Source organism: Marinobacterium sp. xm-m-383, assembly GCF_013283255.1.
Lineage (GTDB): Bacteria > Pseudomonadota > Gammaproteobacteria > Pseudomonadales > Balneatricaceae > Marinobacterium_E.
The window spans coordinates 38120-61945 of sequence record NZ_WBYT01000007.1; the positions used below are offsets into that span (position 1 = coordinate 38120).

The 23826-nt window shown below is 47.8% G+C and carries 22 protein-coding genes; 2 read left to right on the plus strand and 20 right to left on the minus strand.

The window, feature by feature from the left end:
• Positions 1-159: 159 nt before the first annotated feature.
• From XMM383_RS11025 to XMM383_RS11035, 3 genes are all read right to left on the minus strand, one after another.
• Positions 160-648, minus strand: a complete 489-nt coding sequence (locus XMM383_RS11025) for a regulatory protein RecX (RefSeq protein WP_173495280.1) — start codon at positions 646-648, stop codon at positions 160-162.
• A 38-nt stretch (positions 649-686) separates the two neighbouring features.
• Positions 687-1733, minus strand: a complete 1047-nt coding sequence (gene recA, locus XMM383_RS11030) for a recombinase RecA (RefSeq protein WP_173483400.1) — start codon at positions 1731-1733, stop codon at positions 687-689.
• Positions 1734-1831: 98 nt separating this feature from the next.
• Positions 1832-2302 carry a CinA family protein gene (locus tag XMM383_RS11035; protein WP_173481432.1) on the minus strand — a complete coding sequence of 157 codons (471 nt, stop codon included), beginning with the start codon at positions 2300-2302 and terminating at the stop codon, positions 1832-1834.
• A gap of 149 nt (positions 2303-2451) precedes the next feature.
• Between XMM383_RS11035 and mutS the strand changes: the two genes are divergently transcribed.
• Both mutS and fdxA read left to right on the plus strand, forming a co-directional pair.
• Positions 2452-5019: a DNA mismatch repair protein MutS gene (gene mutS, locus XMM383_RS11040; RefSeq protein ID WP_254443144.1), complete on the plus strand. Its 2568-nt coding sequence runs from the start codon at positions 2452-2454 to the stop codon at positions 5017-5019.
• 44 nt (positions 5020-5063) lie between these two features.
• A complete protein-coding gene (gene fdxA / locus XMM383_RS11045; RefSeq protein WP_173481434.1) occupies positions 5064-5387 on the plus strand; it encodes a ferredoxin FdxA in 324 nt (107 codons plus the stop codon).
• Here the strand turns inward: fdxA and rpoS are convergent, their stop codons facing one another.
• From rpoS to lpxD, 17 genes are all read right to left on the minus strand, one after another.
• Positions 5388-6380, minus strand: a complete 993-nt coding sequence (rpoS, locus tag XMM383_RS11050) for an RNA polymerase sigma factor RpoS (RefSeq protein ID WP_173494814.1) — start codon at positions 6378-6380, stop codon at positions 5388-5390.
• Positions 6381-6432: 52 nt separating this feature from the next.
• Complete coding sequence (locus tag XMM383_RS11055; protein WP_217362076.1) at positions 6433-7158, minus strand: peptidoglycan DD-metalloendopeptidase family protein; 726 nt, start codon at positions 7156-7158, stop codon at positions 6433-6435.
• 4 nt (positions 7159-7162) lie between these two features.
• On the minus strand, positions 7163-8107 hold the full coding sequence (locus tag XMM383_RS11060; RefSeq protein WP_217362077.1) for a DUF368 domain-containing protein: 945 nt from the start codon (positions 8105-8107) through the stop codon (positions 7163-7165).
• A gap of 6 nt (positions 8108-8113) precedes the next feature.
• Complete coding sequence (locus XMM383_RS11065) at positions 8114-8749, minus strand: protein-L-isoaspartate(D-aspartate) O-methyltransferase (protein ID WP_173494920.1); 636 nt, start codon at positions 8747-8749, stop codon at positions 8114-8116.
• 35 nt (positions 8750-8784) lie between these two features.
• Positions 8785-9537 (minus strand): 5'/3'-nucleotidase SurE, encoded by a 753-nt coding sequence (gene surE / locus XMM383_RS11070; protein WP_173481436.1) that lies wholly within the window; start codon positions 9535-9537, stop codon positions 8785-8787.
• A 46-nt stretch (positions 9538-9583) separates the two neighbouring features.
• Positions 9584-10609, minus strand: coding sequence for a tRNA pseudouridine(13) synthase TruD (truD, locus tag XMM383_RS11895; RefSeq protein ID WP_173483411.1), 1026 nt, complete (start codon positions 10607-10609; stop codon positions 9584-9586).
• Positions 10602-10916: a cell division protein FtsB gene (gene ftsB / locus XMM383_RS11080; RefSeq protein ID WP_371744241.1), complete on the minus strand. Its 315-nt coding sequence runs from the start codon at positions 10914-10916 to the stop codon at positions 10602-10604. The genes truD and ftsB overlap by 8 nt, the downstream gene beginning before the upstream one ends.
• Positions 10917-10954: 38 nt before the next feature.
• Entirely contained in the window at positions 10955-12250 is a 1296-nt protein-coding gene (gene eno, locus XMM383_RS11085; RefSeq protein WP_173481439.1) for a phosphopyruvate hydratase, read from the minus strand.
• Between the two features lie 15 nt (positions 12251-12265).
• Positions 12266-13894, minus strand: a complete 1629-nt coding sequence (locus XMM383_RS11090; protein WP_173484534.1) for a CTP synthase — start codon at positions 13892-13894, stop codon at positions 12266-12268.
• A gap of 89 nt (positions 13895-13983) precedes the next feature.
• Entirely contained in the window at positions 13984-15261 is a 1278-nt protein-coding gene (gene tilS, locus XMM383_RS11095; protein ID WP_173488742.1) for a tRNA lysidine(34) synthetase TilS, read from the minus strand.
• A complete protein-coding gene (gene accA / locus XMM383_RS11100; protein ID WP_173488743.1) occupies positions 15261-16220 on the minus strand; it encodes an acetyl-CoA carboxylase carboxyl transferase subunit alpha in 960 nt (319 codons plus the stop codon). The genes tilS and accA overlap by 1 nt, the downstream gene beginning before the upstream one ends.
• Positions 16221-16313: 93 nt before the next feature.
• Positions 16314-19805: a DNA polymerase III subunit alpha gene (gene dnaE / locus XMM383_RS11105; protein WP_173494813.1), complete on the minus strand. Its 3492-nt coding sequence runs from the start codon at positions 19803-19805 to the stop codon at positions 16314-16316.
• Position 19806: 1 nt separating this feature from the next.
• Positions 19807-20409: a ribonuclease HII gene (rnhB, locus tag XMM383_RS11110; RefSeq protein ID WP_173494812.1), complete on the minus strand. Its 603-nt coding sequence runs from the start codon at positions 20407-20409 to the stop codon at positions 19807-19809.
• Positions 20409-21602 carry a lipid-A-disaccharide synthase gene (lpxB, locus tag XMM383_RS11115; RefSeq protein WP_217363613.1) on the minus strand — a complete coding sequence of 398 codons (1194 nt, stop codon included), beginning with the start codon at positions 21600-21602 and terminating at the stop codon, positions 20409-20411. Before lpxB ends, rnhB begins: the two co-directional genes overlap by 1 nt.
• Positions 21562-22332 (minus strand): acyl-ACP--UDP-N-acetylglucosamine O-acyltransferase, encoded by a 771-nt coding sequence (gene lpxA, locus XMM383_RS11120; protein WP_173484531.1) that lies wholly within the window; start codon positions 22330-22332, stop codon positions 21562-21564. The genes lpxB and lpxA overlap by 41 nt, the downstream gene beginning before the upstream one ends.
• A gap of 2 nt (positions 22333-22334) precedes the next feature.
• The gene (fabZ, locus tag XMM383_RS11125; protein WP_173481446.1) at positions 22335-22772 is read right to left on the minus strand and encodes a 3-hydroxyacyl-ACP dehydratase FabZ; all 438 of its coding nucleotides are present in this window, start codon (positions 22770-22772) and stop codon (positions 22335-22337) included.
• 15 nt (positions 22773-22787) lie between these two features.
• Positions 22788-23819 carry a UDP-3-O-(3-hydroxymyristoyl)glucosamine N-acyltransferase gene (gene lpxD / locus XMM383_RS11130; RefSeq protein WP_254443145.1) on the minus strand — a complete coding sequence of 344 codons (1032 nt, stop codon included), beginning with the start codon at positions 23817-23819 and terminating at the stop codon, positions 22788-22790.
• Positions 23820-23826: the final 7 nt, after the last annotated feature.

The window sequence follows — 23826 nt, forward strand, 5'->3', positions numbered from 1 at the left end:
CATAGAATCAGCCGAGTCTCTATCATCTTAAATTGACACCAAAATAGCCGTACCTAAATTGATACAGGTACAACCTTGGCAAAATAGCGGATAAGTATATACAAACTAGAGTGAAACTCGTAGGGGGTAGTGCGGGGGAATTGACCAAATTAACGGTGATTAGTCGTAATCGGGATCACTATTTTGATAACGAAATGCGTATTCGATTTCACCATAGTTGAAACCACGTCCAGCCATATGTCTAAACCATTTTGCTTTCACTTTCATATCTTCAGGAGGCTCTTCACCAAATTTGCGTTTTAGATACTCAAGCGCGACCTGCTTGGGATCGTCTTTGCGACTATCTAATAACTCTTCGATTAATTGCTTAGAAATTCCTTTACGACTCAGATCGAAAGCTATTTTCTTACCACCTTGCCCCTGATCGGATTTCACTCGAATGTAGCTCTCTGCAAAGCGGCTATCAGATTGATACCCCTCTTCAACAAGGTAAGTTAACACCCTCTCTATGAGTTCAGGTTTTTCACATCTTTTTGCAAGACGCTCACGTAATTGACTCTGCGAATACTCTTGCCTAGCCAAATAACTGAAGGCAAAGGACCTTAGCTCGGATTCTGTTTCTATAGGTCTCTTTTGTCGTTTTTGCATAGAAATAAAAAAGGGGCCGAAGCCCCTCTATTCTGTGATTAAAATTCTAACTCTGCATTAGTTTCAGAACCTTCATCACCTTTTTCAGGCTTGGCTGGTACAGATAGCAACTCTTTACGAATTTGTGACTCAATTTCGTTAGCGATCTCTGGATTTTCTTCCAGGAACTTGGCTGCATTCGCTTTACCCTGCCCGATCTTATCGCCATTGTATGCGTACCAAGCACCACTCTTATCAATCAGCTTTTGCTGCACACCTAGGTCGATTACTTCGCCCATGTGATAGATACCTTTGCCGTACATTATCTGGAATTCTGCTTGGCGGAATGGCGGAGCAACTTTGTTTTTAACAACTTTTACACGAGTCTCGTTACCGATAATCTCATCACCCTGCTTCACCGCACCAGTTCGGCGAATATCCAAACGAACTGAAGAGTAAAACTTAAGCGCATTACCACCCGTAGTCGTCTCAGGGTTACCAAACATGACACCGATTTTCATTCGAATCTGGTTGATGAAGACTAGCAAACAACCTGACTGTTTAACGGTACCCGTCAGTTTACGAAGTGCTTGAGACATCAAGCGTGCTTGCAAACCGACGTGCGAATCACCCATATCACCTTCGATTTCAGCTTTAGGCGTCAATGCAGCAACCGAATCGACAATGATCACATCAACAGCGCCCGAGCGAGTTAGCATGTCGGTAATTTCAAGTGCTTGTTCACCTGTGTCCGGCTGAGAAACAAGAAGCGAGTCGACATCAACACCAAGTTTCTCAGCATAAATTGGATCTAAAGCGTGTTCAGCATCCACGAATGCACAAGTTTTACCCTGCTTTTGAGCTTCAGCTATCACTTGCAGGGTTAGTGTTGTTTTACCAGAGGACTCTGGACCGTAGATCTCTACAACACGTCCGTAAGGAAGACCGCCTATACCTAGGGCAATATCCAATCCTAGTGAGCCAGTTGAAACTGCAGGGATAGCCTCACGAGGCTGCTCACCCATGCGCATGACTGCGCCTTTACCGAACTGTCGTTCTATTTGTGAGAGTGCTGCGTCTAATGCTTTCTTACGATTCTGATCCATGAGAAATTCCTTGAGCTGTCTACTGGCTAACTACTGTATTAATAACCAGTATTAAAGCACAGGTAAAAAATATGTCAAACAGGAATACGAAAATAATTTCACAAACGCTCTAAGAGCCCCGTAATAGCTGCATTTATGGTCGCCTGCCGAATTACGGAACGATCTCCATCGAACTTAAAACAGCGCGCTTCTGACTGTTTATTAGGTATCTTCCAGGCAATCCATACAGTACCGACAGGCTTATCTTTACTACCACCAGTGGGACCAGCTATACCAGTCACAGCGACCGCCAAATCCACGCCCTCTTGATTTGCCGCCCCTTCAGCCATCGACTTAGCAACGGGCTCACTTACTGCACCCCACTGATCAATCAATTCGTTTGGAACACCCAATAAACGCTGCTTAGCTTCATTGGAGTAGGTAACTAGACCACTATCAAACCACTGTGATGAGCCCGATATATCAGTGAGCGCCTGAGCAATACCACCGCCGGTGCAAGACTCTGCCGTCGCCATCATTAATCGTGCATCAATCAGCTTTTTAGCCAACAGATCAATTTGCTTATTCATCACTCTTCACAGTCAAAGCTTTCATTAAAATTTATTGTTCTCGTCACTCGATAATCAAACAGATTCAAGTAGAATCTGATCTTTAGCTCGCTTTAATAATTGTAAATTTTATGTCCAATAGTCCACAAGATCTTTCCCAGCACACGCCAATGATGCAACAGTATTTACGCATCAAAGCCGATCACCCACATGAATTTCTGTTCTATCGCATGGGGGATTTTTATGAGCTTTTTTACGACGATGCTAAACGAGCTGCCGAGCTGTTGGACATTTCGCTAACTGCACGTGGCAAATCGGGCGGTGAGCCCATTCCAATGGCCGGAGTCCCTTTTCATTCAGCCGAGGGCTACGTCGCCAGGCTGGTTAGACTGGGTGAGTCCGTTGTCATCTGCGAGCAAGTAGGTGATCCAGCCACCAGCAAGGGGCCGGTTGAGCGTCAAGTTGCTCGAATCATCACACCTGGCACATTGACAGACGAGGCGTTTCTAGAGGAGCGTCGTGATAATCTTTTAGCCGCCATTTATGAACATAAAAATCGATATGGCCTAGCAGTACTGGACATTAGCGCAGGTCGCTTTCATGTCTCTGAACTCGACACTTCAGCATTCGCACACTCCGAAATCGAGCGACTAAAGCCTGCAGAGCTGCTTGTCTCAGATGAGCTTGCTGAGCAAGAGTGGATCCAGTCGCTTCGTGGTCTTGGCCTGAGGCGCCAGCCACCTTGGGCGTTTGAGATTGAGACCGCACATCGAATCCTAAACGAGCAATTCAAAACTCGAGACCTAGTGGGGTTTGGCTGTGAAGGCATGTCACTTGCTGTTGCGGCGGCTGGCTGTTTAATGCAATACGCTAAAGATACTCAGCGAAGCGCTCTACCCCACATCAACAGTTTAATCGTAGATAAGGGTAACGAGGCGGTTCATATCGACGCCGCTACACGTAAAAATCTTGAGATCGATGTCAACCTCAATGGTGGTAGCGAGCAAACCCTGGTCTCTGTTTTAGATAGAACTAAGACACCTATGGCTGCCAGAATGCTGCGCCGATGGCTGCACAGACCCCTTCGTAATATCACTGCTCTACAAGAACGACAGCAAGCCATCCAATGGATGCTGGATCAGTTCCGTTTTGAAGCCTTTGACGATGTCATGCGCTCAATTGGCGATATAGAGCGAATTCTGTCTCGTGTTGCTCTGCGCTCAGCTCGACCAAGGGATCTAGAGCGTCTCAAATTGGCACTGAATGCGCTACCAGACATCCAAGAATTACTGACAGATTGCGAAGGCAATCGACTCATCCACCTCAAACAGGCTGTCTCTTCCTTTCCGGATCTAGCCTCGCTTTTGAGCCGAGCTATTAAAGTGAATCCTCCCGTTGTCATTCGTGAAGGCGGTGTCATTGCCAGTGGCTACGATGCTGAGCTTGATGAGCTTCAGGGCCTGAGTGAAAACGCAGGTAGCTATCTAATTGACCTCGAGGAACGTGAACGAGTTCGCACAGGCATCGCCACACTTAAGGTTGGCTACAATCGCGTGCACGGCTACTTTATTGAGGTCGGTAAAGCCCAACAGTTTGAACCTCCAGTAGAGTATCAACGCCGTCAGACTCTTAAGAACGCAGAGCGTTTTATAACACCGGAACTTAAAGAGTTTGAGGATAAAGCACTTAGCGCGAAAAGCCGTGCATTGGCCCGCGAAAAAGCCCTCTATGATGAGCTGCTCGATCTACTTGCCGAACAGCTTACTCCTCTTCGTTCATCAGCCGAGGCACTGGCAGAGTTAGATTTGCTACGCAACCTCGCTGAACGCGCCTCTACTTTGGAATACAGCTGCCCAGCTTTGATTAATTCGGCTAGTTTAAGGATTACTGAAGGTCGCCACCCTGTTGTTGAACAGGTGTTAGACACGCCCTTTGTCGCCAACAATGCCGAACTCAATTCAGAACGACAGATGCTGATGGTGACCGGTCCAAATATGGGTGGTAAATCCACCTATATGCGACAAATAGCCATCATTACCTTAATGGCTCAGATTGGCTCCTTTGTTCCGGCCAGCAGCGCGGAAATTGGCATCGTCGATCAAATCTTCACTCGAATGGGTAGCTCCGATGACCTGGCGGGCGGACGCTCTACCTTCATGGTTGAGATGACCGAAACGGCTAACATACTGCATAACGCAACAGAGCGCTCTTTAGTTCTAATGGATGAGGTAGGAAGAGGCACAAGTACATTTGATGGCCTATCACTTGCATGGTCCGCAGCAGAGTATTTAGCTAAAGAGTGTAAGGCTCTGACGCTATTCGCAACCCACTATTTTGAACTAACACAACTATCAGAGCTTATTGACGGCGTCGTCAATGTGCACTTAACGGCTGTTGAACATAACGACCATATTGTCTTTATGCATGAGGTCCAAGAGGGGCCTGCAAGCCAGAGTTACGGTCTGCAAGTTGCTCAATTGGCAGGTGTACCTCGCTCAGTGATTCAAAGTGCCCGATCAAAACTGATTCAGCTCGAAGAGGGGAGCCAATCTCAACCTCTTACTTCAACCAGCCTCAAAACAGCTGGAGCGGCATCACCACAACAAAACGATCTCTTTATCGCTCCTATTCCATCTGAGAGCGACTTAAAGTTAAAAGCATTGGATCCTGACTCACTCACACCTAGAGAGGCATTGGACCTAATCTATGAGCTCAAACAGTTAGTTGAGAAATACTGATCCGCTTAATCTATACTCAATAGAAAGCTGATGGGAGGTAACACATGACGTTTATCGTGACCGAAAACTGTATCAAGTGTAAGTATACGGATTGTGTCGATGTGTGCCCCGTGGATTGTTTTTACGAAGGCCCCAATTTCTTAGTGATACATCCTGATGAGTGTATCGATTGCGCACTGTGCGAACCTGAATGCCCTGCTCAAGCTATTAAACATGAGGATGACCTTCTCCCACAGGAGGATATCTACTACAAACTCAATGCCGAACTGAGTGAGCAGTGGCCAAACATCCGTTACCGGAAGGCACCACTCTCTGATGCTGAAGAGTGGAATGGAAAAACCGACAAGCTAGCGTTACTAGAGCGTTAGCTACAGCCTAAACAGCGAATCGACGTTAAGACCATTCTCTAAACAGATCGCTCTAAGCTTTTTGAGTCCTTCCACCTGAATCTGTCGTACCCTTTCGCGAGTCAGGCCGATTTCATTACCCACCATTTCCAGGGTCTGAGCATCAAAACCACGCAAGCCGAAGCGTCGAGAGATAACCTCGCAATGTTTTTCTGGAAGCGTGCCTATCCAATATTCTAGATTCTTGTGAAGGTCTTCATCGGCGTTATGGTCATCGGGGGACTTAACATTTTCATCCGAAATGACTTCCGTTAGCGATCGACCATCCTCTGTTGCCACAATATCCAAAGACCCAACGCGTTGATTCAACCGCATAATCTTTTCAACATTCTCCAGAGGCTCATCTAGATGACGAGCCACATCTTCTGGGGTCGGCTCACGATCCAGTGTAAGAGAGAGCTCACGTGCAACGCGAAGATAGTTGTTCAACTCTTTAAGAATATGGATGGGTAGACGTATGGTTCGCGTCTGGTTCATGACCCCACGTTCAACCGCTTGGCGAATCCACCAAGTGGCATAGGTGGAAAAACGAAAGCCTTTTTCAGGGTCAAACTTTTCTACTGCACGAATAAGTCCAAGATTACCCTCTTCAACGAGATCCATCAGTGATAAGCCGCGATTTTGGTAACGACGCGCAATGTTAACCACCAACCTCAGATTAGCCTCGATCATTCGCGCACGGGATTTCATGCACCCCTCTTGTTGGATCGCTCTACCCAAAGATTTCTCTTCATCGGGCGTCAACAGCGAGGCAGCACCAATTTCATTGAGGTAGAGTTGGGTCGAGTCCAGCTGACCTGCTGAGATTAAATCTTCATGAGCCACACCGTCTTTACCACGACGAGAGTCGACGACTGTCTCATGCTCATTTTGATTATTATTCTGTTCGCCATCTAAAAGATCTAAATCATCTGACGACTCATCATTGAACTCAATCTTGCTGTCTGAATTCATACTGCACTCACTTCATCAAGCTATTGGGTGAGGGCTTGTTGAAACGTTCGGGCTATCGTTTGGGTAGATAGCGCAACGGATCAACCGGCTTACCGTCTTTTCGAATCTCAAAGTGAAGCATGGGAACCGTTGCTCCGCTGCTTCCAAGCTCAGCAATCACTTGCCCCGCTTTTACCTGCTGATTCTCTTTAACCAGAATTTTACTGTTGTGCGCATAGGCACTCAAAAACTCTTGGCTATGACTGATAATGACAAGATTTCCGTATCCTAGCAAACCGCTGCCGGCATATACCACCTGCCCAGGTGCTGCTGCTTTAACTGCATCACCCAGTTTGCCAGAGATATCCAAACCTTTATTGCCACCCTCTTTAGCTGAATACCTAGCAAGAATCTTGCCAGAATGTGGCCAACCCCAAGAAAAATTTGTCACGACTGGCGCAACTCTCTTTTTAGGTGATGGGGTTTTGTTGACTGATTGCTTAGCAACCGCTCTAGAGGGGGGCTTTGAAGGAGTAGCAACAGGGCTGCCTTGAGTTTTTAAAACCTGGCCGGCGTATATTAGATCTTTATCTTTAATGCCATTGATTGCTGCCAATCTTCTGTGATCGATCCCTAATTTAAAGGCGATACCAATCAAAGTATCACCCGATCGAACACGATACTCACCGGCACCGATGGTGGGTCGCTGAAGACCTAGTGACTGATCTGAAACTGGGGCATACCCTGTGCTACAAGCAGAGAGAAGTAGCGCAAATGCAAGTAAAGCAGTGAGCCGCAAACAGTTAGCCTCTCGATGGCAGTCTATCGATTAACAGAACAACCGCTAAGCCAAACAGCATCAATAGAATGGCCAACACTAGTTGAGATGGTTCACCCGTAAGATCTGTAAAGGCTGTTGGGGTAACATTCTGCTCCACGAGCGGCACCTGATGCCCTTTAGAGTTGATGGTGTAAGAGAGTGTGTACTTCCATGGCCACACCTTATTGAGTGAACCCAGCAAAAAACCTGACAACAGCGCTAAAGTCATTGAGCGATAATGATTGAAAGCCCAACTCAATACTCGAGAAAACGCCAATAAACCAGAGGCCGCACCAGCGGCAAACAGTGCGATAACAGCAAAATCAAACTCTTTAATCGCTGTCAGAATGGTCGTATACATCCCTAATAGAAGCAGAATAAAGCTACCTGAGATACCTGGAAGAATCATGGCACAGATGGCAATCATCCCTGCAAAAAAGACCATCAGCGCCGAATCAGGCACACTACTGGGCGACATGGAGGTCAACAAATAGGCCAACACCGCGCCAAGAACAAAGACGGACATCCGATTGGCGCACCAACCTGCAACATGACGAGCCACACTCCATGTTGACGCAAGAATCAAACCAAAGAAGAACGACCACAACAGAACCGGGTACTCGTCTAGGAGAAACAGAACCGTCTTCGCCAATAAGATGATACTAAGCGCGATACCGGCTACAAGGACCAACAAGAAGGTTCCGTTAACCTGTTTCCAGGCAGCCACTAAGCCTTTCTTAAAAAGAACATTCAGTGCTTTCAAATCGAAGCGACGAATCGAGTGAATGAGCTCTTCATAGATACCGGTAATGAAGGCAATAGTTCCACCTGAAACACCAGGAACAGCATCAGCCGCACCCATCAACATCCCTTTCAATAACAACTTAAAATATTGAAACGCTGTGCGCTGCTTATTTAAATGATCCATTGTCTATTAACTTACCAACCCATTGAGTAGAGGAACAAACTTAACCGGCTCTATCACTTTGGTCTCAAAATGCGAATCACTGCGTCGCAAAATGCGAACCAGTTTTTGCTCTTCATCTCCAACAGGGGCCACTAAAACGCCACCCACCTTCAATTGCTTCTTCAAAGATTCAGGAATAACTGAGGGGGCTGCCGTTACCATAATGGCATCAAACGGTGCCTCATGCTCGAGCCCCATTCCACCATCAGTGTGAAAAAGAGAGACATTACTCAATCCCAAGTAGCCCAGTACAGATGCAGCTCGCTCTTGTAACGGAAGAATTCTTTCTACACTGAAAACCTGCTGACAGAGCTGAGCAAGAACTGCTGTCTGATAGCCAGATCCCGTGCCAACTTCTAACACCTTATCTTTAGCACCAAACTCCAACAGCAACTCGCTCATTCTAGCGACAGTGTAGGGTTGAGAGATGGTTTGGTTATATCCAATTGGCAGCGCGGTGTCTTCATAGGCTTTATGCGATAGCGCTTCATCAATGAAGAGATGACGGGGCGTTTCAACGATCGTCTCTAATACCGTTTTATCGGTGATCCCTTGATCCTGCAAGCGATTGAGAAGCCTCTCTCTTGTTCGGCGTGAAGTCATTCCGATCCCTTCACGTAAAAGCTGTTGGGACACTATTACTGCTCCAACCAATCAGCCACCTGATCAAGATCAGAGTAGCGAGTCATATCCAGCTGCAGAGGGGTGACCGCAACATAGCCATTTTCAACCGCATAGAAATCGGTACCTTCAACACGATCTTTGGCTTCACCGACGGCGGCAATCCAATAGCGAGTTCGACCTCGTGGGTCTTGAGTAGGTAGTGGCGGTTCGCCAGCACTGCGGTGGCCCAAACGGGTAATTTGCACACCCTTTAATTGATCCATAGGGAGATCAGGAACATTCACATTAATGACGGTTCTCGGTGCAACCTTCAAGGATTCAATATTCGCGACCAGATCAGCCACTACCTGTGCGGCCGTTTCATAGTGTTTAGGGTGAAAATTGCAGGTCGATACTGCTATAGGTGGTAGTGTCAAATGACGACCTTCGGTTGCCGCAGCCACGGTACCTGAATAGACAATATCGTCACCCAAGTTTGCACCCGCATTGATACCGGAAACGACGATATCAGGGATATCACCATCTGAGAAAATCCCAGAAACCCCTAAATGCACACAATCGGTTGGCGTTCCATCGACTCCAAAATAACCACTACTATGCACAATTGCATCAAGAGGACGATCCAAGGTTAACGAGTTACTAGCACCGCTTCTATTACGATCAGGTGCTACAACCGTACAGCGGTGACCTGCCTCTTTTAGACGTTCAGCAAGAACCCGCAACCCCGGTGCGTAAACACCATCATCATTGGAAACCAAAATATGCATCTAGTTATCTCTTATCTATTATTGGCTCAATCCTAAGTGGAAAGGGTTACCAGACACACAGCTCACGCAAAACACTCGTGGCAAACGAGCCTGATGGAAGAGAGAAACTGAGTTTTACGACCTGCTCTTCTAGCACTTCCACATGCAAATCTCTTGGGACCAATCGCATACTGCGACGCTCTTGTCTAAGCCCAAGCGTTTCCAACCCCTCAGATATTTGAGGATACCCCGCGACGACCGACTTTTCTATCATCTGAGCCTTATCCAGGGAGTATAATTCGCCTTTACCCCACATCGGCGCAGTCAAATGCAGATCGCACTGATCGAAACGGGCTTTTTGATCAGGATCATTAGCGTCGTAACGATGAACTTTTTGCGTGAAGTCTTCGATCAAGACATCCCCATCGAGAGGGCTATCCCAGGTGCCTTGATCTATACGAGTGGAGATCACTCGATTGAATAGATAGGAACGCAGTGCCGAAATGTACATGCTGCGTTTGTTGCGCTGACGTTCAACCAACTCACCCGACAGGATAGCCAATCCTGAGTGAAGATTACCGAACGACTGACCAAATCGCTGCTCACCAAAGTAGTTAGGAACCCCTGATTCAAGAGAAGTCGCTTTATGCAGAAGTCGATTTACATCAGAGACCTCTCTGAGGGTAATCTCAAATCGGTTACCCTTAAGATGACCGAGTTTAATCTTGCGACGATGTTTACTCGACTTGAGAACATTGATCGTATCACCACCGAATAACGCCCAGTTAAGCACACGTCGAGATCCGGGCAGATGGACACTGAACCACTGCTCAGTTACGGCATGGCGATCTTTTTTACCTGCGTAGGCCACATCTCTGGGGCTGACCTGGCAGAAGTTAGCTAGCTGACGCGCCACCCAATCGGTGTTTTCACCGCGTTTCTGAATGTATAGGTAGTGATGTTCGCCTTCCCCCTCTGGTTCATACCCCAAATCTTCAACAACACGAAAATCCTCTGGTGCAGAACGAAGCTGTGCCTTCACATCGGGTTGGCCGTTCACATAGCTGAAAGGCTCTACAACAAATTCAGTCACTATCCATCTCCGATGGTGTCAAAGGCTTAACCACCTGATAAAAAGTCTCCTCTTTACCAATCATTCCCATTTCAGATCGGGCTCTCTCTTCGAGTGCTGACAAGCCGCGTTTTAGATCTTGCACTTCAGCTTCCAGCTCTGAGTTTCGCTCCAACAGCCTCTGGTTAATCTTGCGCTGCTCTTCAATATCGCTCTGTACCTGCCAAATTTGAGGCAAGCTTGGCTCTCCGAACCAGAGTCGATACTGAAGCGCCACTGCCATTAGGAGCAGAATTAACCAAAACCAACGCAAGCTGTTTCTCTCCACAAAAAAAGGGCCTAAGGCCCTTTTATATCATGTTTCTATTAACCCTGGCCTTTAATCTCAACTAGGCCTCGGTATGCTGCTGCAGCACCCAACTCCTCTTCGATACGAATGAGGCGGTTGTACTTAGCAACACGGTCCGAGCGACAAAGTGAACCGGTCTTAATTTGCCCAGCGGCTGTTCCCACTGCAAGGTCAGCAATGGTTGTATCTTCAGTTTCGCCAGAACGGTGTGAGATAACTGCCGTGAAGCCAGCATCCTGAGCCATTTTAATCGCATCCAAGGTTTCAGACAGTGAACCGATCTGGTTGAACTTAATCAAGATCGAGTTACCGATGCTCTGTTCGATACCACGAGATAGAATCTTAGTGTTGGTTACGAATAGATCGTCACCAACTAGCTGAACCTTATCGCCGATCTTGCTTGTCAGGCTCGCCCAACCATCCCAATCAGACTCATCCATGCCATCTTCAATAGAGACAATTGGGTAGTTTTCAGTCAATGCTTTAAGGTAGTCACCGAATCCTTCTGAATCAAACTTCTTACCTTCACCCGCAAGATCGTACATACCCTCTTTGTAGAACTCAGAGGAGGCACAGTCTAGTGCCAGAGTGACATCTTTACCCAACTCGTAACCTGCGTTAGCGATCGCCTCTTTAATGACAACCAGTGCCTCTTCATTAGACGCAAGGTTTGGCGCAAAGCCACCTTCGTCACCAACCGCTGTATTAAGGCCTTTAGCTTTAAGCACCGCTTTTAACGCGTGGAAAATTTCAGCACCGCAACGAAGCGCTTCGGCAAAACTTGATACGCCAACCGGCTGCACCATGAACTCTTGGATATCAACGTTGTTATCCGCGTGCTCACCACCGTTCAAGATATTCATCATTGGCACAGGCATAGAGTAGCGACCTGGAGTACCATTGATCTCTGCGATGTGTTGATAAAGTGGAATGTTTTTAGCTTGCGCAGCCGCTTTTGCAGCAGCAAGTGAAACAGCAAGAATGGCGTTCGCACCAAATTTGCTCTTATTCTCTGTACCGTCAAGCTCAAGCATCTTGTTATCCAGAGCGCGTTGATCAGTCACATCCATGCCAACTAGGGCATTTTTGATTTCGCCGTTCACAGCAGCAACCGCTTTAAGCACGCCTTTGCCTAGGTAGCGAGATTTATCACCATCACGTAGCTCTAGTGCTTCACGTGAACCGGTTGATGCACCCGATGGCGCACAAGCAGATCCCATGATGCCGTTCTCAAGAACAACGTCCGCTTCAACCGTTGGGTTACCACGTGAATCCAATACTTCACGTGCTTTGATGTTTGCAATTGTAGTCATTTCCCTAACTCCTAATTAGCTGTTCGCTTGGTACTCAAGCGCAGCGCCAATAAATCCTTTAAATAGACCGTGTCCATCACGTGGCGTAGAGGTAAACTCTGGGTGGAACTGACAAGCCACAAACCACGGATGATCTGGTGCCTCCACAACCTCGACTAATTCTCCATCCGTTGAACGACCTGAGATAACAAGCCCGGCAGCTTCTAGCTGTGCAACGTAATTATTATTCACTTCATAACGATGGCGGTGACGCTCAACGACCTCAGTTGAGCCATAGGCTTCAGCAACATGCGTGCCCGCTTTAAGATGACATAGCTGAGCACCTAGACGCATAGTGCCACCTAGATCTGAATCGTCAGTACGCTGTTCAACTTCACCGGTGTGATCCGTCCACTCAGTAATCAAACCGATAACAGGGTGCTCAGCTTCTGTATTGAACTCCGACGAGGTCGCACCCGCCAAGCCAGCAACATTACGTGCGTACTCAATTACAGCAACCTGCATGCCAAGGCAGATACCAAGGTAAGGGACTTTATTTTCACGAGCGTAACGTACCGCCTCGATCTTACCCTCAACACCACGCTCACCAAATCCACCAGGTACTAGGATCGCACTGAAGTCCTTAAGGATCTCAACCCCTTCCCGCTCAACACGTTCAGAATCGATGTATTCGATTTTTACTTTCTTACGATGTGAGATGCCTGCGTGTGATATCGCCTCGATAAGAGACTTGTAGGCATCCAGAAGTTCCATGTATTTACCGACCATCGCGATGGTCACTTCACCCTCTGGATTCAAAAACGCATCAGCTACCGCATTCCACTCACCTAGATCAGCCTTAGGGCAATCCAGGTTAAATCGTTCAACAACGATCTGATCCAAACCTTGTGCTTCTAACATCGCAGGGATTTTGTAGATGGTATTTGCATCAGGCAATGAAATAACAGCGCGCTCTTCTACGTTGGTAAACATAGAGAGTTTTTTAGCTTGTGATTCAGGCAGCGCAAAATCAGAGCGGCATACCAAAATATCAGGCTGAATACCGATAGAGCGCAGCTCTTTCACAGAGTGCTGTGACGGCTTAGTTTTAATCTCACCGGCCGTAGCAATGTAAGGCACAAGTGTAAGGTGCATGAACATAGCGCGGTTTGAGCCCAGCTCCACTTTCAGCTGACGAACAGCCTCCAAGAACGGCAAGGACTCAATATCACCAACGGTACCGCCAATCTCACAGAGAGCGATATCAGCATCACCTGCACCTTCGATAACGCGGCGCTTAATCTCATCAGTGATGTGAGGAATAACCTGAACAGTTCCGCCTAGGTAATCACCACGGCGCTCTTTACGAAGAACGTGTTGATAAATACGGCCTGTCGTAAAGTTGTTTCGCTTGCCCATGGTCGTACGAATAAAACGCTCGTAGTGGCCAAGGTCCAAATCGGTTTCAGCACCATCTTCGGTGACAAATACCTCACCATGCTGAAACGGACTCATAGTACCAGGATCCACGTTAATGTATGGATCGAGCTTAAGCATGGTGACTTTAAGACCACGCGCTTCCAAAATTGCCGCGAGAGAGGCCGAAGCAATGCCTTTGCCCAATGAGGAAACAACACCACCGGTGACGAAAATATAGCGCGTCATGCAGAACCTGTCAGATAGAGTTTGTAGGGAGTTCTAGCGAACTCAAGATGGGAAATCAGTCTACCAAAAGAGCGCTTTGGTAACAAACATCAAACGACCCAATTTAGTAAAAATCCGTCTTTAACGCAGACTTTTTCATCCAGCCATATTTCAGGAATCGCCACCACCTGACCCGACGAACAGACAATTGGCCAACACTCTCTTAACCAAGGTGGGATTCGATGCTCATTCATCAGCTTTTTAATACTGACATGCCCCCCGCGAGACTCAATGTAAACAGACTCACCTGGCTCTCGAGCTCGAAGAGTTAGTTTCATATCTACCGGCAGACCAGCCTCAGATCTAATGGCGCTCAACTGACCAGGACCAAATGTCACTGTCTCATCAGAGACCACCCACTCAATGGACTCACAGGGTTGACGTTCAATATCAGGTGATAAAAATAACTTCTCATCATAGGCGCGCAAAATCACTGTGGAAAATTGCCACTCACCCTTTGCCTTAACATCCAGCTTTGCAATCGATTCCAGCTGTTTCTCCGAGCCTACCTTCTGACCAGCAGAACTTAACCAGTGATAGAGAAGATTTTTCTTACGTGCCAGTGAGAGCTGCAACAGGAGTGCTAAGGAGAGAACCCCCTCCTCTAGCTGACAACGTTCAAGATCCATCTGCGCCAGCGCTTCATGCAATTCACTCGCTTCGCTCAAGCGTGACGCTGTTTTAGCCAGCTTAGATTTCCAGTCAGGCCATTGAGCGCTCAAAACACCCGACAACTCTCTACGAATCCAGTTTCTGGTAAAGCTTGTATCGAGATTGCTGGGATCATCCACCCAAGCAATGTGCAACTCTTTAGCCGCTGACTCGATATCAGCTCTTGTCGTATTCAGAAGCGGTCTGAAAAGTTCTCCTCCCCCAACTGTCCTATTTGAAGCAATTCCCGAAAGCCCATTAACACCTGAGCCTCTAAAGAGGTTAAAGAGGACCGTTTCGGCTTGGTCATCTTGGTGGTGGGCTAGCAGCAAAGCCTCTTTGGGCTTTAAATGCTTGTTAAATGCAGAGTAACGCGCCTGCCTTGCGCTCTCTTCAGACGAGGAGTCACAGGTCACTTTTACTGATTCAAAAGTGACACCCCATTCGGATGATGATTCAGCACAAAATCGCTCCCAGCTATCAGAGCCGCTTTGCAGCTGATGATTAACATGCATTGCTGACAAGCGATCAGGAGGGAGTATGTCAGAGCAGAGCTTAAGAAGCAGGCTTGAGTCTAGACCGCCGCTGTAGGCAACGACCCAATGCTCAATATGGGGATGTTGTAGAAAAAAAAGCCGCAGACTCTCTCGAATATCTGCGGCTGTTTTATTGCTCATTAACGACCAATTGCGCCGTAAGAGAGAATTCGCTGATAACGTTGATCCAGCAACTCTTGATCAGCTAGGCCAGTCAGTTTTTGCAGTGAGGCTTGCAACTGCTGCTTAAGACTAGCGGCCATCAACGCGGGATCACGGTGCGCACCACCTAGCGGCTCAGCAACAATCTGATCAACCAGACCCAGTTCGTGAAGACGCTCAGACGTGATACCCATCGCTTTAGCGGCATCTGAAGCACGCTCTGCGCTCTTCCATAGAATTGAAGCACACCCCTCTGGAGAGATGACTGAGTAAGTTGAGTACTGAAGCATTAGTAGCTCATCACAGATACCGATAGCCAATGCACCACCAGAACCCCCTTCACCAATCACTGTCGCGATAATAGGCGTCTTCAACTTAGACATTTTCGCAAGGTTAAATGCAATCGCTTCGGATTGACCACGCTCTTCAGCATCGATGCCTGGGTAAGCCCCTGGAGTATCGATAAAGGTCAGAATTGGCATATTGAATCGCTCTGCCATCTCCATCACACGGAGTGCTTTACGGTAACCTTCTGGACGAGGCATACCAAAGTTGCGACGAACCTTCTCTTTGACTTCACGACCTTTTTGATGACCAATCACGGCAACAGGCTGACCATCTAAACGACCAATACCACACACAATTGCCTGATCATCAGCAAAATGACGATCCCCATGAATCTCTTCAAACTCATCGATGATGTATTTGATGTAGTCCAGAGTGTATGGGCGTTGCGGATGGCGAGCTAATTGCGAAACCTGCCAAGCACTCAGGTCAGAGAAGATTGAACGAGTCAGAGAGTGACTTTTTTCACGAAGGCGTGATACCTCGTCAGAGAGGTTGATACTCTCATTATCTTCGCCAACGTGTTTAAGTTCGTTGATCTTTGCTTCCAGATCAGCAATTGGCTGTTCAAAATCAAGGTAGTTGGGGTTCATACAATTCGCTTCTAAAAGATAAAACTGATTGTGGAATTCTACCGCGCACGCAAAAAAGTAGCCACCCTAGGTGGCTAAATACTGTCAGGAAAACTAGTAGATCAGCGAGACGCTATGATTACCAAACTGCTCGCGAAGTGATTGCATCAGGTCGTCATCAGGAGAGACAATCCACTCTGAGCCAAGCTCAATCCGACCCTTCGCCTCAGCACAGCTATAGTCAATCACAACAGGCATACCCTGCTGATAAGCGCGTGCTTTTTTCAAAGAGTCCTGCAACATTCTCAAGCTTTGTTGAGTTAATCCCTTTGCGTCGGCCTTAATCGTTAACGACTTCGCATAACGAATACGGGCATCCGCGACACTTAATACCTGCTGCCCACGCACCTTGAGGCCACCGTTATAGTCGTCTTGAGCCACCTCTCCTTCCACCACAATCACCTGATCTTTTTGAATCAGACGACGCGCTTCATCATAGGTTTCACCAAACAGACTCACATCGATACGAGCAGATCGATCATCCAAGGTTACAAAGCAGAGATTTTCGCCTCGCTTGGTCTTTTTAACACGCAGGTCGACAACCAAGCCGGCCATTTTTTGAGCTCGCCCTCTAGCCGGTTGAAGCTCTTGTAGTTTGCGAGAAACAAAGTGTTTTAATTCAGACTCATACTCATCAATAGGGTGACCCGTCACGTAAAGACCGAGGGTATCCTTCTCGCCATTCAGACGCTCTTTGTCGCTCCACTCGCGAGCATTCATGAACTGCTCGAAAGGATCGGCATCGACAACCTCTTCAGACTCACCAAACAGGTCGAACATTCCCGCATCTTGATTGCGCGCATCTTGATCGGCCGACTGCAAAGCTGCAGGTATAGCGGCCCACAACACCGCTCGATTGGGACCTAAGGCATCAACAGCACCAGAGCGTACTAAGGATTCAAGCACTCGCTTGTTGAGTTTTTTAGACCCTACTCGTTTACAGAAATCGAACAGATCTTTAAACGCTCCCGATTTCCGAGCCTCCATGATCGCTTCAACAGGACCCTCACCTACGCCTTTAACCGCTCCAAGCCCGTAGACAACCTCCTGATTTGGACCCACCGTAAATTTGAACTCACTCAAATTAACGTCGGGAAGCAATACTTTGAGCTTCATCTGACGACACTCTTCAATGAAGATCACCACCTTGTCGGTGTTCTGCATATCAGAGGACATAACAGCCGCCATGAATGGCGCTGGATAGTAGGTTTTTAGCCAAGCTGTTTGGTAAGAGACCAATGCATAGGCAGCCGAGTGGGATTTGTTAAATCCGTAACCCGCGAATTTTTCAACCAGGTCAAAGATATTACCTGCCAGTTTTTCATCAATGCCCTGAGCGTTTGAGCCCTCAATGAAAAGATGTCGCTGCTTCGCCATCTCCTCTGGTTTTTTCTTACCCATCGCTCGACGCAGCATATCCGCTCCGCCCAGCGTATAACCCGCCATCACCTGAGCGATCTGCATGACCTGCTCTTGGTAGAGAATGATGCCGTAAGTCGGCTCCAAAACCGGTTGAAGAGAATCCAGCTGGTAATCAGGGTGAGGCCAAGCCATCTCAGCGCGGCCATGCTTACGGTTGATAAAGTCATCAACCATGCCCGATTGCAAAGGACCTGGACGGAACAGCGCCACCAGTGCGACGATATCTTCGAAACGTGACGGCAAGAGACGACGAATCAAATCTTTCATACCACTGGATTCAAGCTGGAAAACCGCCGTTGTCTCAGCACGCTTGAGTAGAGCGTAGACCTCAGGATCCTCTAAATCGATCGCTTCAATTCGCAGCGGCTCTTCGCCTTCAATCTCTTTCTGTTTATTGATGGTCTCAAGTGCCCAGTCAATGATAGTCAGGGTTCTAAGACCCAAGAAGTCGAACTTAACGAGACCCGCTTCTTCAACATCATTCTTATCAAACTGGGTCACCAAGCCCTGACCTTCAGCATCACAGTAAGTTGCCGAGAAATCGGTCAGTTTGGTTGGAGAGATCACCACACCACCGGCGTGCTTACCTACATTTCGAGTAACCCCCTCGAGTTTGTAGGCCATCTCCATAATCTCTTGAGCCTCTTCACTGCCTTCAACGAACTCGCGAAGCGCTTCTTCCTGCTCCCAAGCTTTATTGAGTGTCATTCCCACTTCAAATGGGATCAATTTAGAGAGGCGATCAGCCAGACCGAAGGGTTTACCTTGAACACGCGCCACATCTCGAACCACCGCTTTAGCCGCCATGGTACCGAAGGTAATGATTTGCGAAACGGCATCTCGCCCATAGGTTTGAGCGACGTAGTCAATGACCTGATCTCGATTATCCATACAGAAATCGATATCAAAGTCCGGCATCGAAACACGCTCCGGGTTAAGGAAACGTTCGAACAGAAGATCGTACTCAAGTGGGTCAAGGTCGGTAATTTTAAGGACATAAGCGACCAATGAGCCGGCACCGGAACCACGCCCTGGCCCTACAGGAATACCATTCTCTTTAGCCCATTTGATGAAGTCCATGACGATCAGGAAGTAACCTGGGAAACCCATCTGGATGATGATATCCAGCTCAAACTTCAACCGCTCATCATAGGCCTTACGAATCTCAGAAAACTCTTCTGAGTTTCGATCAAAGAGAAAATCGAGGCGCTCTTCTAAACCGACTTCAGACACTCTCCTGAAGTAGTCATCCATCAACACCCCTTCAGGTATTGGGAATCTTGGCAGGTAGTAAGTTCCGAGTTCAATCTCGATGTTGCATCGTTTGGCGATTTCAACGCTGTTTTCGATCGCTGAGGGAATATCAGAGAAGAGCTCAATCATCTCCTCAGAGGATTTGAAATATTGCTGATCAGAGTAATCTCTTGGGCGCGTAGGATCATCCAAAGTGCGCCCCTGGTTAATACAGACTCGCGCTTCATGAGCATCAAAGTCATCCTCGCGGACAAACATCACTTCATTGGTTGCAACGACAGGACAACCCAGCGACTGGGCAAGCTCGATACTTTTATGGATGACCGTCTCTTCATCAGAGCGCCCTGTTCTAACCAATTCCAGATAGAAGGCATCTGGAAAAAGATCCATCCAATATTGCAGACGAGCCTCTAAATCCGCCTGACCAGATAGGATCGCCTGACCTATCTCCCCACGGCGACCGCCCGAGAGCGCGATCACACCCTCAGATTTTTCAGCAATCCAGCTTTTATAGATAAGCGCACGCTCAGGGTCGAGTGACTGACCTTCGGCATAGGCTCTAGAGACCAGTTCGGTGAGATTACGATAACCCAAGCCGTTTTTAACGAGCAGCGTCAACTGGGTCGGTGGCGACTCCGGATCGGCATCATCTACCACCCAAAAATCGACCCCGCAGATTGGTTTAATCCCCGCCGCAGTGGCCGCTTTGAAGAACTTAACCAACGCATAGAAGTTGGTCTGATCGGTTAACGCAACAGCGGGCATCTGCGCCTGTGCAGCATGCTTAACTAGCTCTTTAACACGAACCAGACCATCATAGAGTGAGAACTCAGAGTGCGCACGAAGATGGACGAACGATGCGTCAGTCATTCTACTGATTCCCCTCCATTAGGCGCCTTACTGGCGCAAATGAACGACGATATTCCGGTAATACCCCGTGCTCTTGTATCAGTTGAAGATGAGCCGGCGTCGGGTAGCCTTTATGTTTGGCAAATTGATACTGCGGAAATTGTGCGTCCAATTCTAGCATTTGATGATCACGATGTACCTTAGCAATGATAGAAGCCGCACTGATCTCTGCGACTTTTGAGTCACCTTTCACTACCGCTTCAACAGAGTAAGGAATCTCGGGGCATCGATTACCGTCCACATAGACATGATCAGGCACTTGGGATAAACCCAACACCGCTCGCTTCATCGCCAGCATTGTCGCGTGCAAAATATTCAATTCATCAATCTCTTGCGGCGTTGCAACCGCGATTGACCAGCACAACGCTCGCTCTTTAATTTCAATGGACAAAGCTTCACGACGCTTTTCAGACAGCTTTTTCGAATCCATCAACCCCTCAATAGGATTGTTAGGATCGAGAATCACTGCTGCTGCAACCACATCGCCAACAAGCGGTCCTCGCCCTACTTCGTCCACACCGGCAAAGAGAGAGTGCTCAGCAAAGTTAAATTCTTGAGGCTGCATCAGCTTCTAAACTCCAATAGTGTGGATACAGCTTCTGCCGCTTGCTCATCGGCATCTTGGCGAATTAGCCCAGACAGATCAGAAAATTCCTGCTGCAGCGATTGAATGTAATGGCTATCCGTCAGACTTTGTAAAACCAGAGGCTCTAATACCTCGACCCTCACATCAGACTGAAAAATCTCGGGAACCAATGCTCTGCCTGCCAATAGGTTAGGCAGGGATACATAGGGAGTTTTTAGCATTCGAGAAATAATCGCATAACTCAGCGGGGCCATTTTGTAGGCCACCACCATAGGCGTTGAACAGAGCATCGCTTCCAGTGTTGCCGTACCGGACGAAATCAAAACTGAGTCTGCCGCCATCAAACACTCCTGCGAGGAGCCTTGAACAAGTTTAATCTTACTCTCTGCCTGAGCCTCTCGAATTAACAGGGCTATCTGCTGATAACGGGCTTCGTTAGCGGCTGGAAGGATGACCTGAAGATTGGGAATCTTACTGCAAAGCGCGAGTGCCGTTTCAATGAACGGGGGTGCCAACTTACCCACTTCAGAACTGCGACTTCCTGGCATCAGAGCCAATACGGGACTCGCATCACTCAGACCAAGAGCCGTTTTGGCTTGGCTTTGACTAATAGAGAGTGGCAGCTGAGTGGCTAATGGATGGCCAATAAACTGAGCCTTAACCTGAGTATCTTTGTAATACTTCGCTTCAAAAGGGAGAAAGCAGAGCATCAAATCAACCGACTGTTCAATCTTTTTTAGACGTTTCTCTCGCCAGGCCCAAACCGAGGGGCTGACATAGTGAACCGTTGGGATGGCACGCTCTTTTAGGACTCTCTCAAGACCTAAATTAAAGTCGGGAGCATCAATGCCAATAAAAAGATCGGGGGGTGTTTGCAACCACTTTTCTATTAACTTCTTGCGCCGTTTTAAAAGTTCGCGAAGCCGTTTTAAGACCTCCACCAGACCCATAACCGACAGACGCTCCATAGGAAACTCTGAATTAAGGCCCTGAGCAATCATTCGACGGCCTCCTACCCCCTCAAATGTGGCATTGGGATAGCGCTTCTTTAACGAACTGATCAACCCAGCGCCAAGAATGTCACCGGACTCTTCTCCAGCAACAATAGCAATCTTAATGGGTCTAGTTGAATTAACGGATGATTCCACGAGAGGAGTTACGTAGCGACTCAATCAATGGGGTCAATGCTGACTCGCCAGCTTCAAGCGACTCTAGTTGAGCGATCGCATCCGCAAGAGTAAGGTTTTTACGGTAGATCGTTTTATAGGCATTCTTAAGCGCACGGATCGACTCAGATGAGAAGCCTCGACGTTTTAGACCTTCAGCATTAATGCCGTGTGGTGATGCGGGATTACCGGTTGCAAGGGTGTAAGAGGGGATATCCTGGAGCACAACAGTACCGGCACCACACATAACATGTGCACCAATGTGACAGAACTGATGAACAGCTGTAAAACCGCCCAATATCGTATGATCACCAACATGAACATGCCCAGCTAAGGCTGCATTATTGGCCAAAATCGTATGATCACCGACAACACAGTCATGGGCCACATGGACATAGGCCATCAGAAGGTTATGACTGCCAATCTGCGTCAGGCTTTTATCCTGAACTGTTCCGCGGTGAATCGTTACGCCTTCTCGAATAACGTTGTTATCACCGATGATCAATTCAGTGGGTTCACCGGCATACTTTTTATCTTGGCAATCTTCGCCCACAGATGCGAATTGAAATATATGATTTCCGCTACCGATTTTGGTCGGGCCTTTGACGACAACATGTGATTCGATACGAGTATTTGCACCGATCTCGACATCAGGTCCGATGTAACTCCAAGGTCCAACCTCAACACCCTCTGCCAACTTAGCAGAGGGATCGATAATAGCTTGCGGGTGAATCAAAATCAGACCTTCCTATCAGCACACAGAATGGTTGCCGAGCTAACCGTTTCACCTTCAACCGTCGCTTTAACTTGGAACTTCCAGATACCGCGTTTTTCAGACAATACCAACGCTTCAAGCTGAAGGCGGTCGCCAGGCACTACTGGGCGTTTAAAACGCAGATTATCGGCACCCACAAAGTAGTAGATCGAACCATCCTGAGGTGTTTTATCCATGGTTTTAAAACCAAGAATACCGGCCGCTTGAGCCATCGCTTCAACAATCAAGACACCCGGCATGACGGGATGATCAGGGAAGTGGCCGTTAAAGAAAGGTTCGTTAACGGTCACATTCTTGTAAGCGACAATGGATTCACCGGGTGTTAGTTCTACAACGCGGTCAACCAATAGAAAAGGGTAGCGGTGCGGAAGGTATTTACGGATCTCATTTACATCCATCATATTCAGTTTTTAGCCTTATTCAGCAAGCTTTTTTACAAGCTTTTCTAGATTTTTAACGCGTTGGGACAACTCATCAAGTTGCTTAAACCGGACCACATTTCGCTTCCATTGAGCGTGAGGTTCAACCCCAGTACCCGATGAGTAAGCACCCGACTCTTTGATTGATTTACTGACCAAAGTCATCGCCGTGATGTGGGTTCGGTCGGCAATCTCTAAATGCCCCGTGACACCGCTCATACCTGCAATAGTACAATGAGAGCCGATACGAGTGCTACCCGCAATTGCAGTACAACCAGCTATGGCCGTTGACTCTCCGATCTCAACATTGTGTGCAATCTGAATTTGATTATCCAATTTCACACCATTAGCAATCAAAGTATCCGACAGAGCACCGCGATCGATCGTTGTGTTTGCACCGACCTCAACATCATCACCTAAAATCACACCACCGGCTTGGGCGATTTTTACCCAGCCTTGACCGTCATGAGCAAAACCGAACCCATCGGCTCCAATCACAGCACCAGAATGAATAATGCATCGCTTACCGATGGAAACTCCAGGATAGAGGGTTACATTCGCTTCAAGCCGTGTTGACTCACCGAGCAATACACCCTCACCTATGACCACGTTGGGACCCACATAGGCATGGGCAGCCACCTTAACTTGAGCGCCAACAATTGCACCCTCCGCAATCTGAGCAGAGGGGTCGATCTCGGCAGAAGGGTCTACTGTTGCAGTCGGCGCAATTCCAGCGACTAAAGGACCACGCCAATCAAACAGCTGCGATAACTTTGCAAAGGCTAGGTAGGGATTAGCAACGACAATAGCGCTATTGGGGACCAGATCAACGAACTCTGCACTGACTAGAACGACTTCAGCCTGAGTGTCTGGAAGCTGTTTTTGGTATTTGGCGTTGGATAGAAAAGAGAGCTGACCGATACCCGCTTTATCAAGGGTAGACATCCCAGAGATTAGACAATCACTACCAACAAGCTCTCCACTAACGCGAAGAGCTAAATCGGACGCTTTTTCGGAAAAATCAGTCAAACCCCAG

Bases quoted from the DNA above. Each gene is read 5' to 3' on its own strand.
- XMM383_RS11065 (WP_173494920.1), bottom strand. From the start codon at position 8,749: ATGACTTCACGCCGAACAAGAGAGAGGCTTCTCAATCGCTTGCAGGAT.
- XMM383_RS11090 (WP_173484534.1), bottom strand. From the start codon at position 13,894: ATGACGCGCTATATTTTCGTCACCGGTGGTGTTGTTTCCTCATTGGGC.
- fdxA (WP_173481434.1), top strand. From the start codon at position 5,064: ATGACGTTTATCGTGACCGAAAACTGTATCAAGTGTAAGTATACGGAT.
- fabZ (WP_173481446.1), bottom strand. From the start codon at position 22,772: ATGATGGATGTAAATGAGATCCGTAAATACCTTCCGCACCGCTACCCT.
- accA (WP_173488743.1), bottom strand. From the start codon at position 16,220: ATGAACCCCAACTACCTTGATTTTGAACAGCCAATTGCTGATCTGGAA.
- XMM383_RS11025 (WP_173495280.1), bottom strand. From the start codon at position 648: ATGCAAAAACGACAAAAGAGACCTATAGAAACAGAATCCGAGCTAAGG.
- rnhB (WP_173494812.1), bottom strand. From the start codon at position 20,409: ATGCAGCCTCAAGAATTTAACTTTGCTGAGCACTCTCTCTTTGCCGGT.
- recA (WP_173483400.1), bottom strand. From the start codon at position 1,733: ATGGATCAGAATCGTAAGAAAGCATTAGACGCAGCACTCTCACAAATA.
- surE (WP_173481436.1), bottom strand. From the start codon at position 9,537: ATGCATATTTTGGTTTCCAATGATGATGGTGTTTACGCACCGGGGTTG.
- dnaE (WP_173494813.1), bottom strand. From the start codon at position 19,805: ATGACTGACGCATCGTTCGTCCATCTTCGTGCGCACTCTGAGTTCTCA.
- tilS (WP_173488742.1), bottom strand. From the start codon at position 15,261: ATGAGCAATAAAACAGCCGCAGATATTCGAGAGAGTCTGCGGCTTTTT.
- XMM383_RS11060 (WP_217362077.1), bottom strand. From the start codon at position 8,107: ATGGATCATTTAAATAAGCAGCGCACAGCGTTTCAATATTTTAAGTTG.
- mutS (WP_254443144.1), top strand. From the start codon at position 2,452: ATGATGCAACAGTATTTACGCATCAAAGCCGATCACCCACATGAATTT.
- rpoS (WP_173494814.1), bottom strand. From the start codon at position 6,380: ATGAATTCAGACAGCAAGATTGAGTTCAATGATGAGTCGTCAGATGAT.
- XMM383_RS11035 (WP_173481432.1), bottom strand. From the start codon at position 2,302: ATGAATAAGCAAATTGATCTGTTGGCTAAAAAGCTGATTGATGCACGA.
- eno (WP_173481439.1), bottom strand. From the start codon at position 12,250: ATGACTACAATTGCAAACATCAAAGCACGTGAAGTATTGGATTCACGT.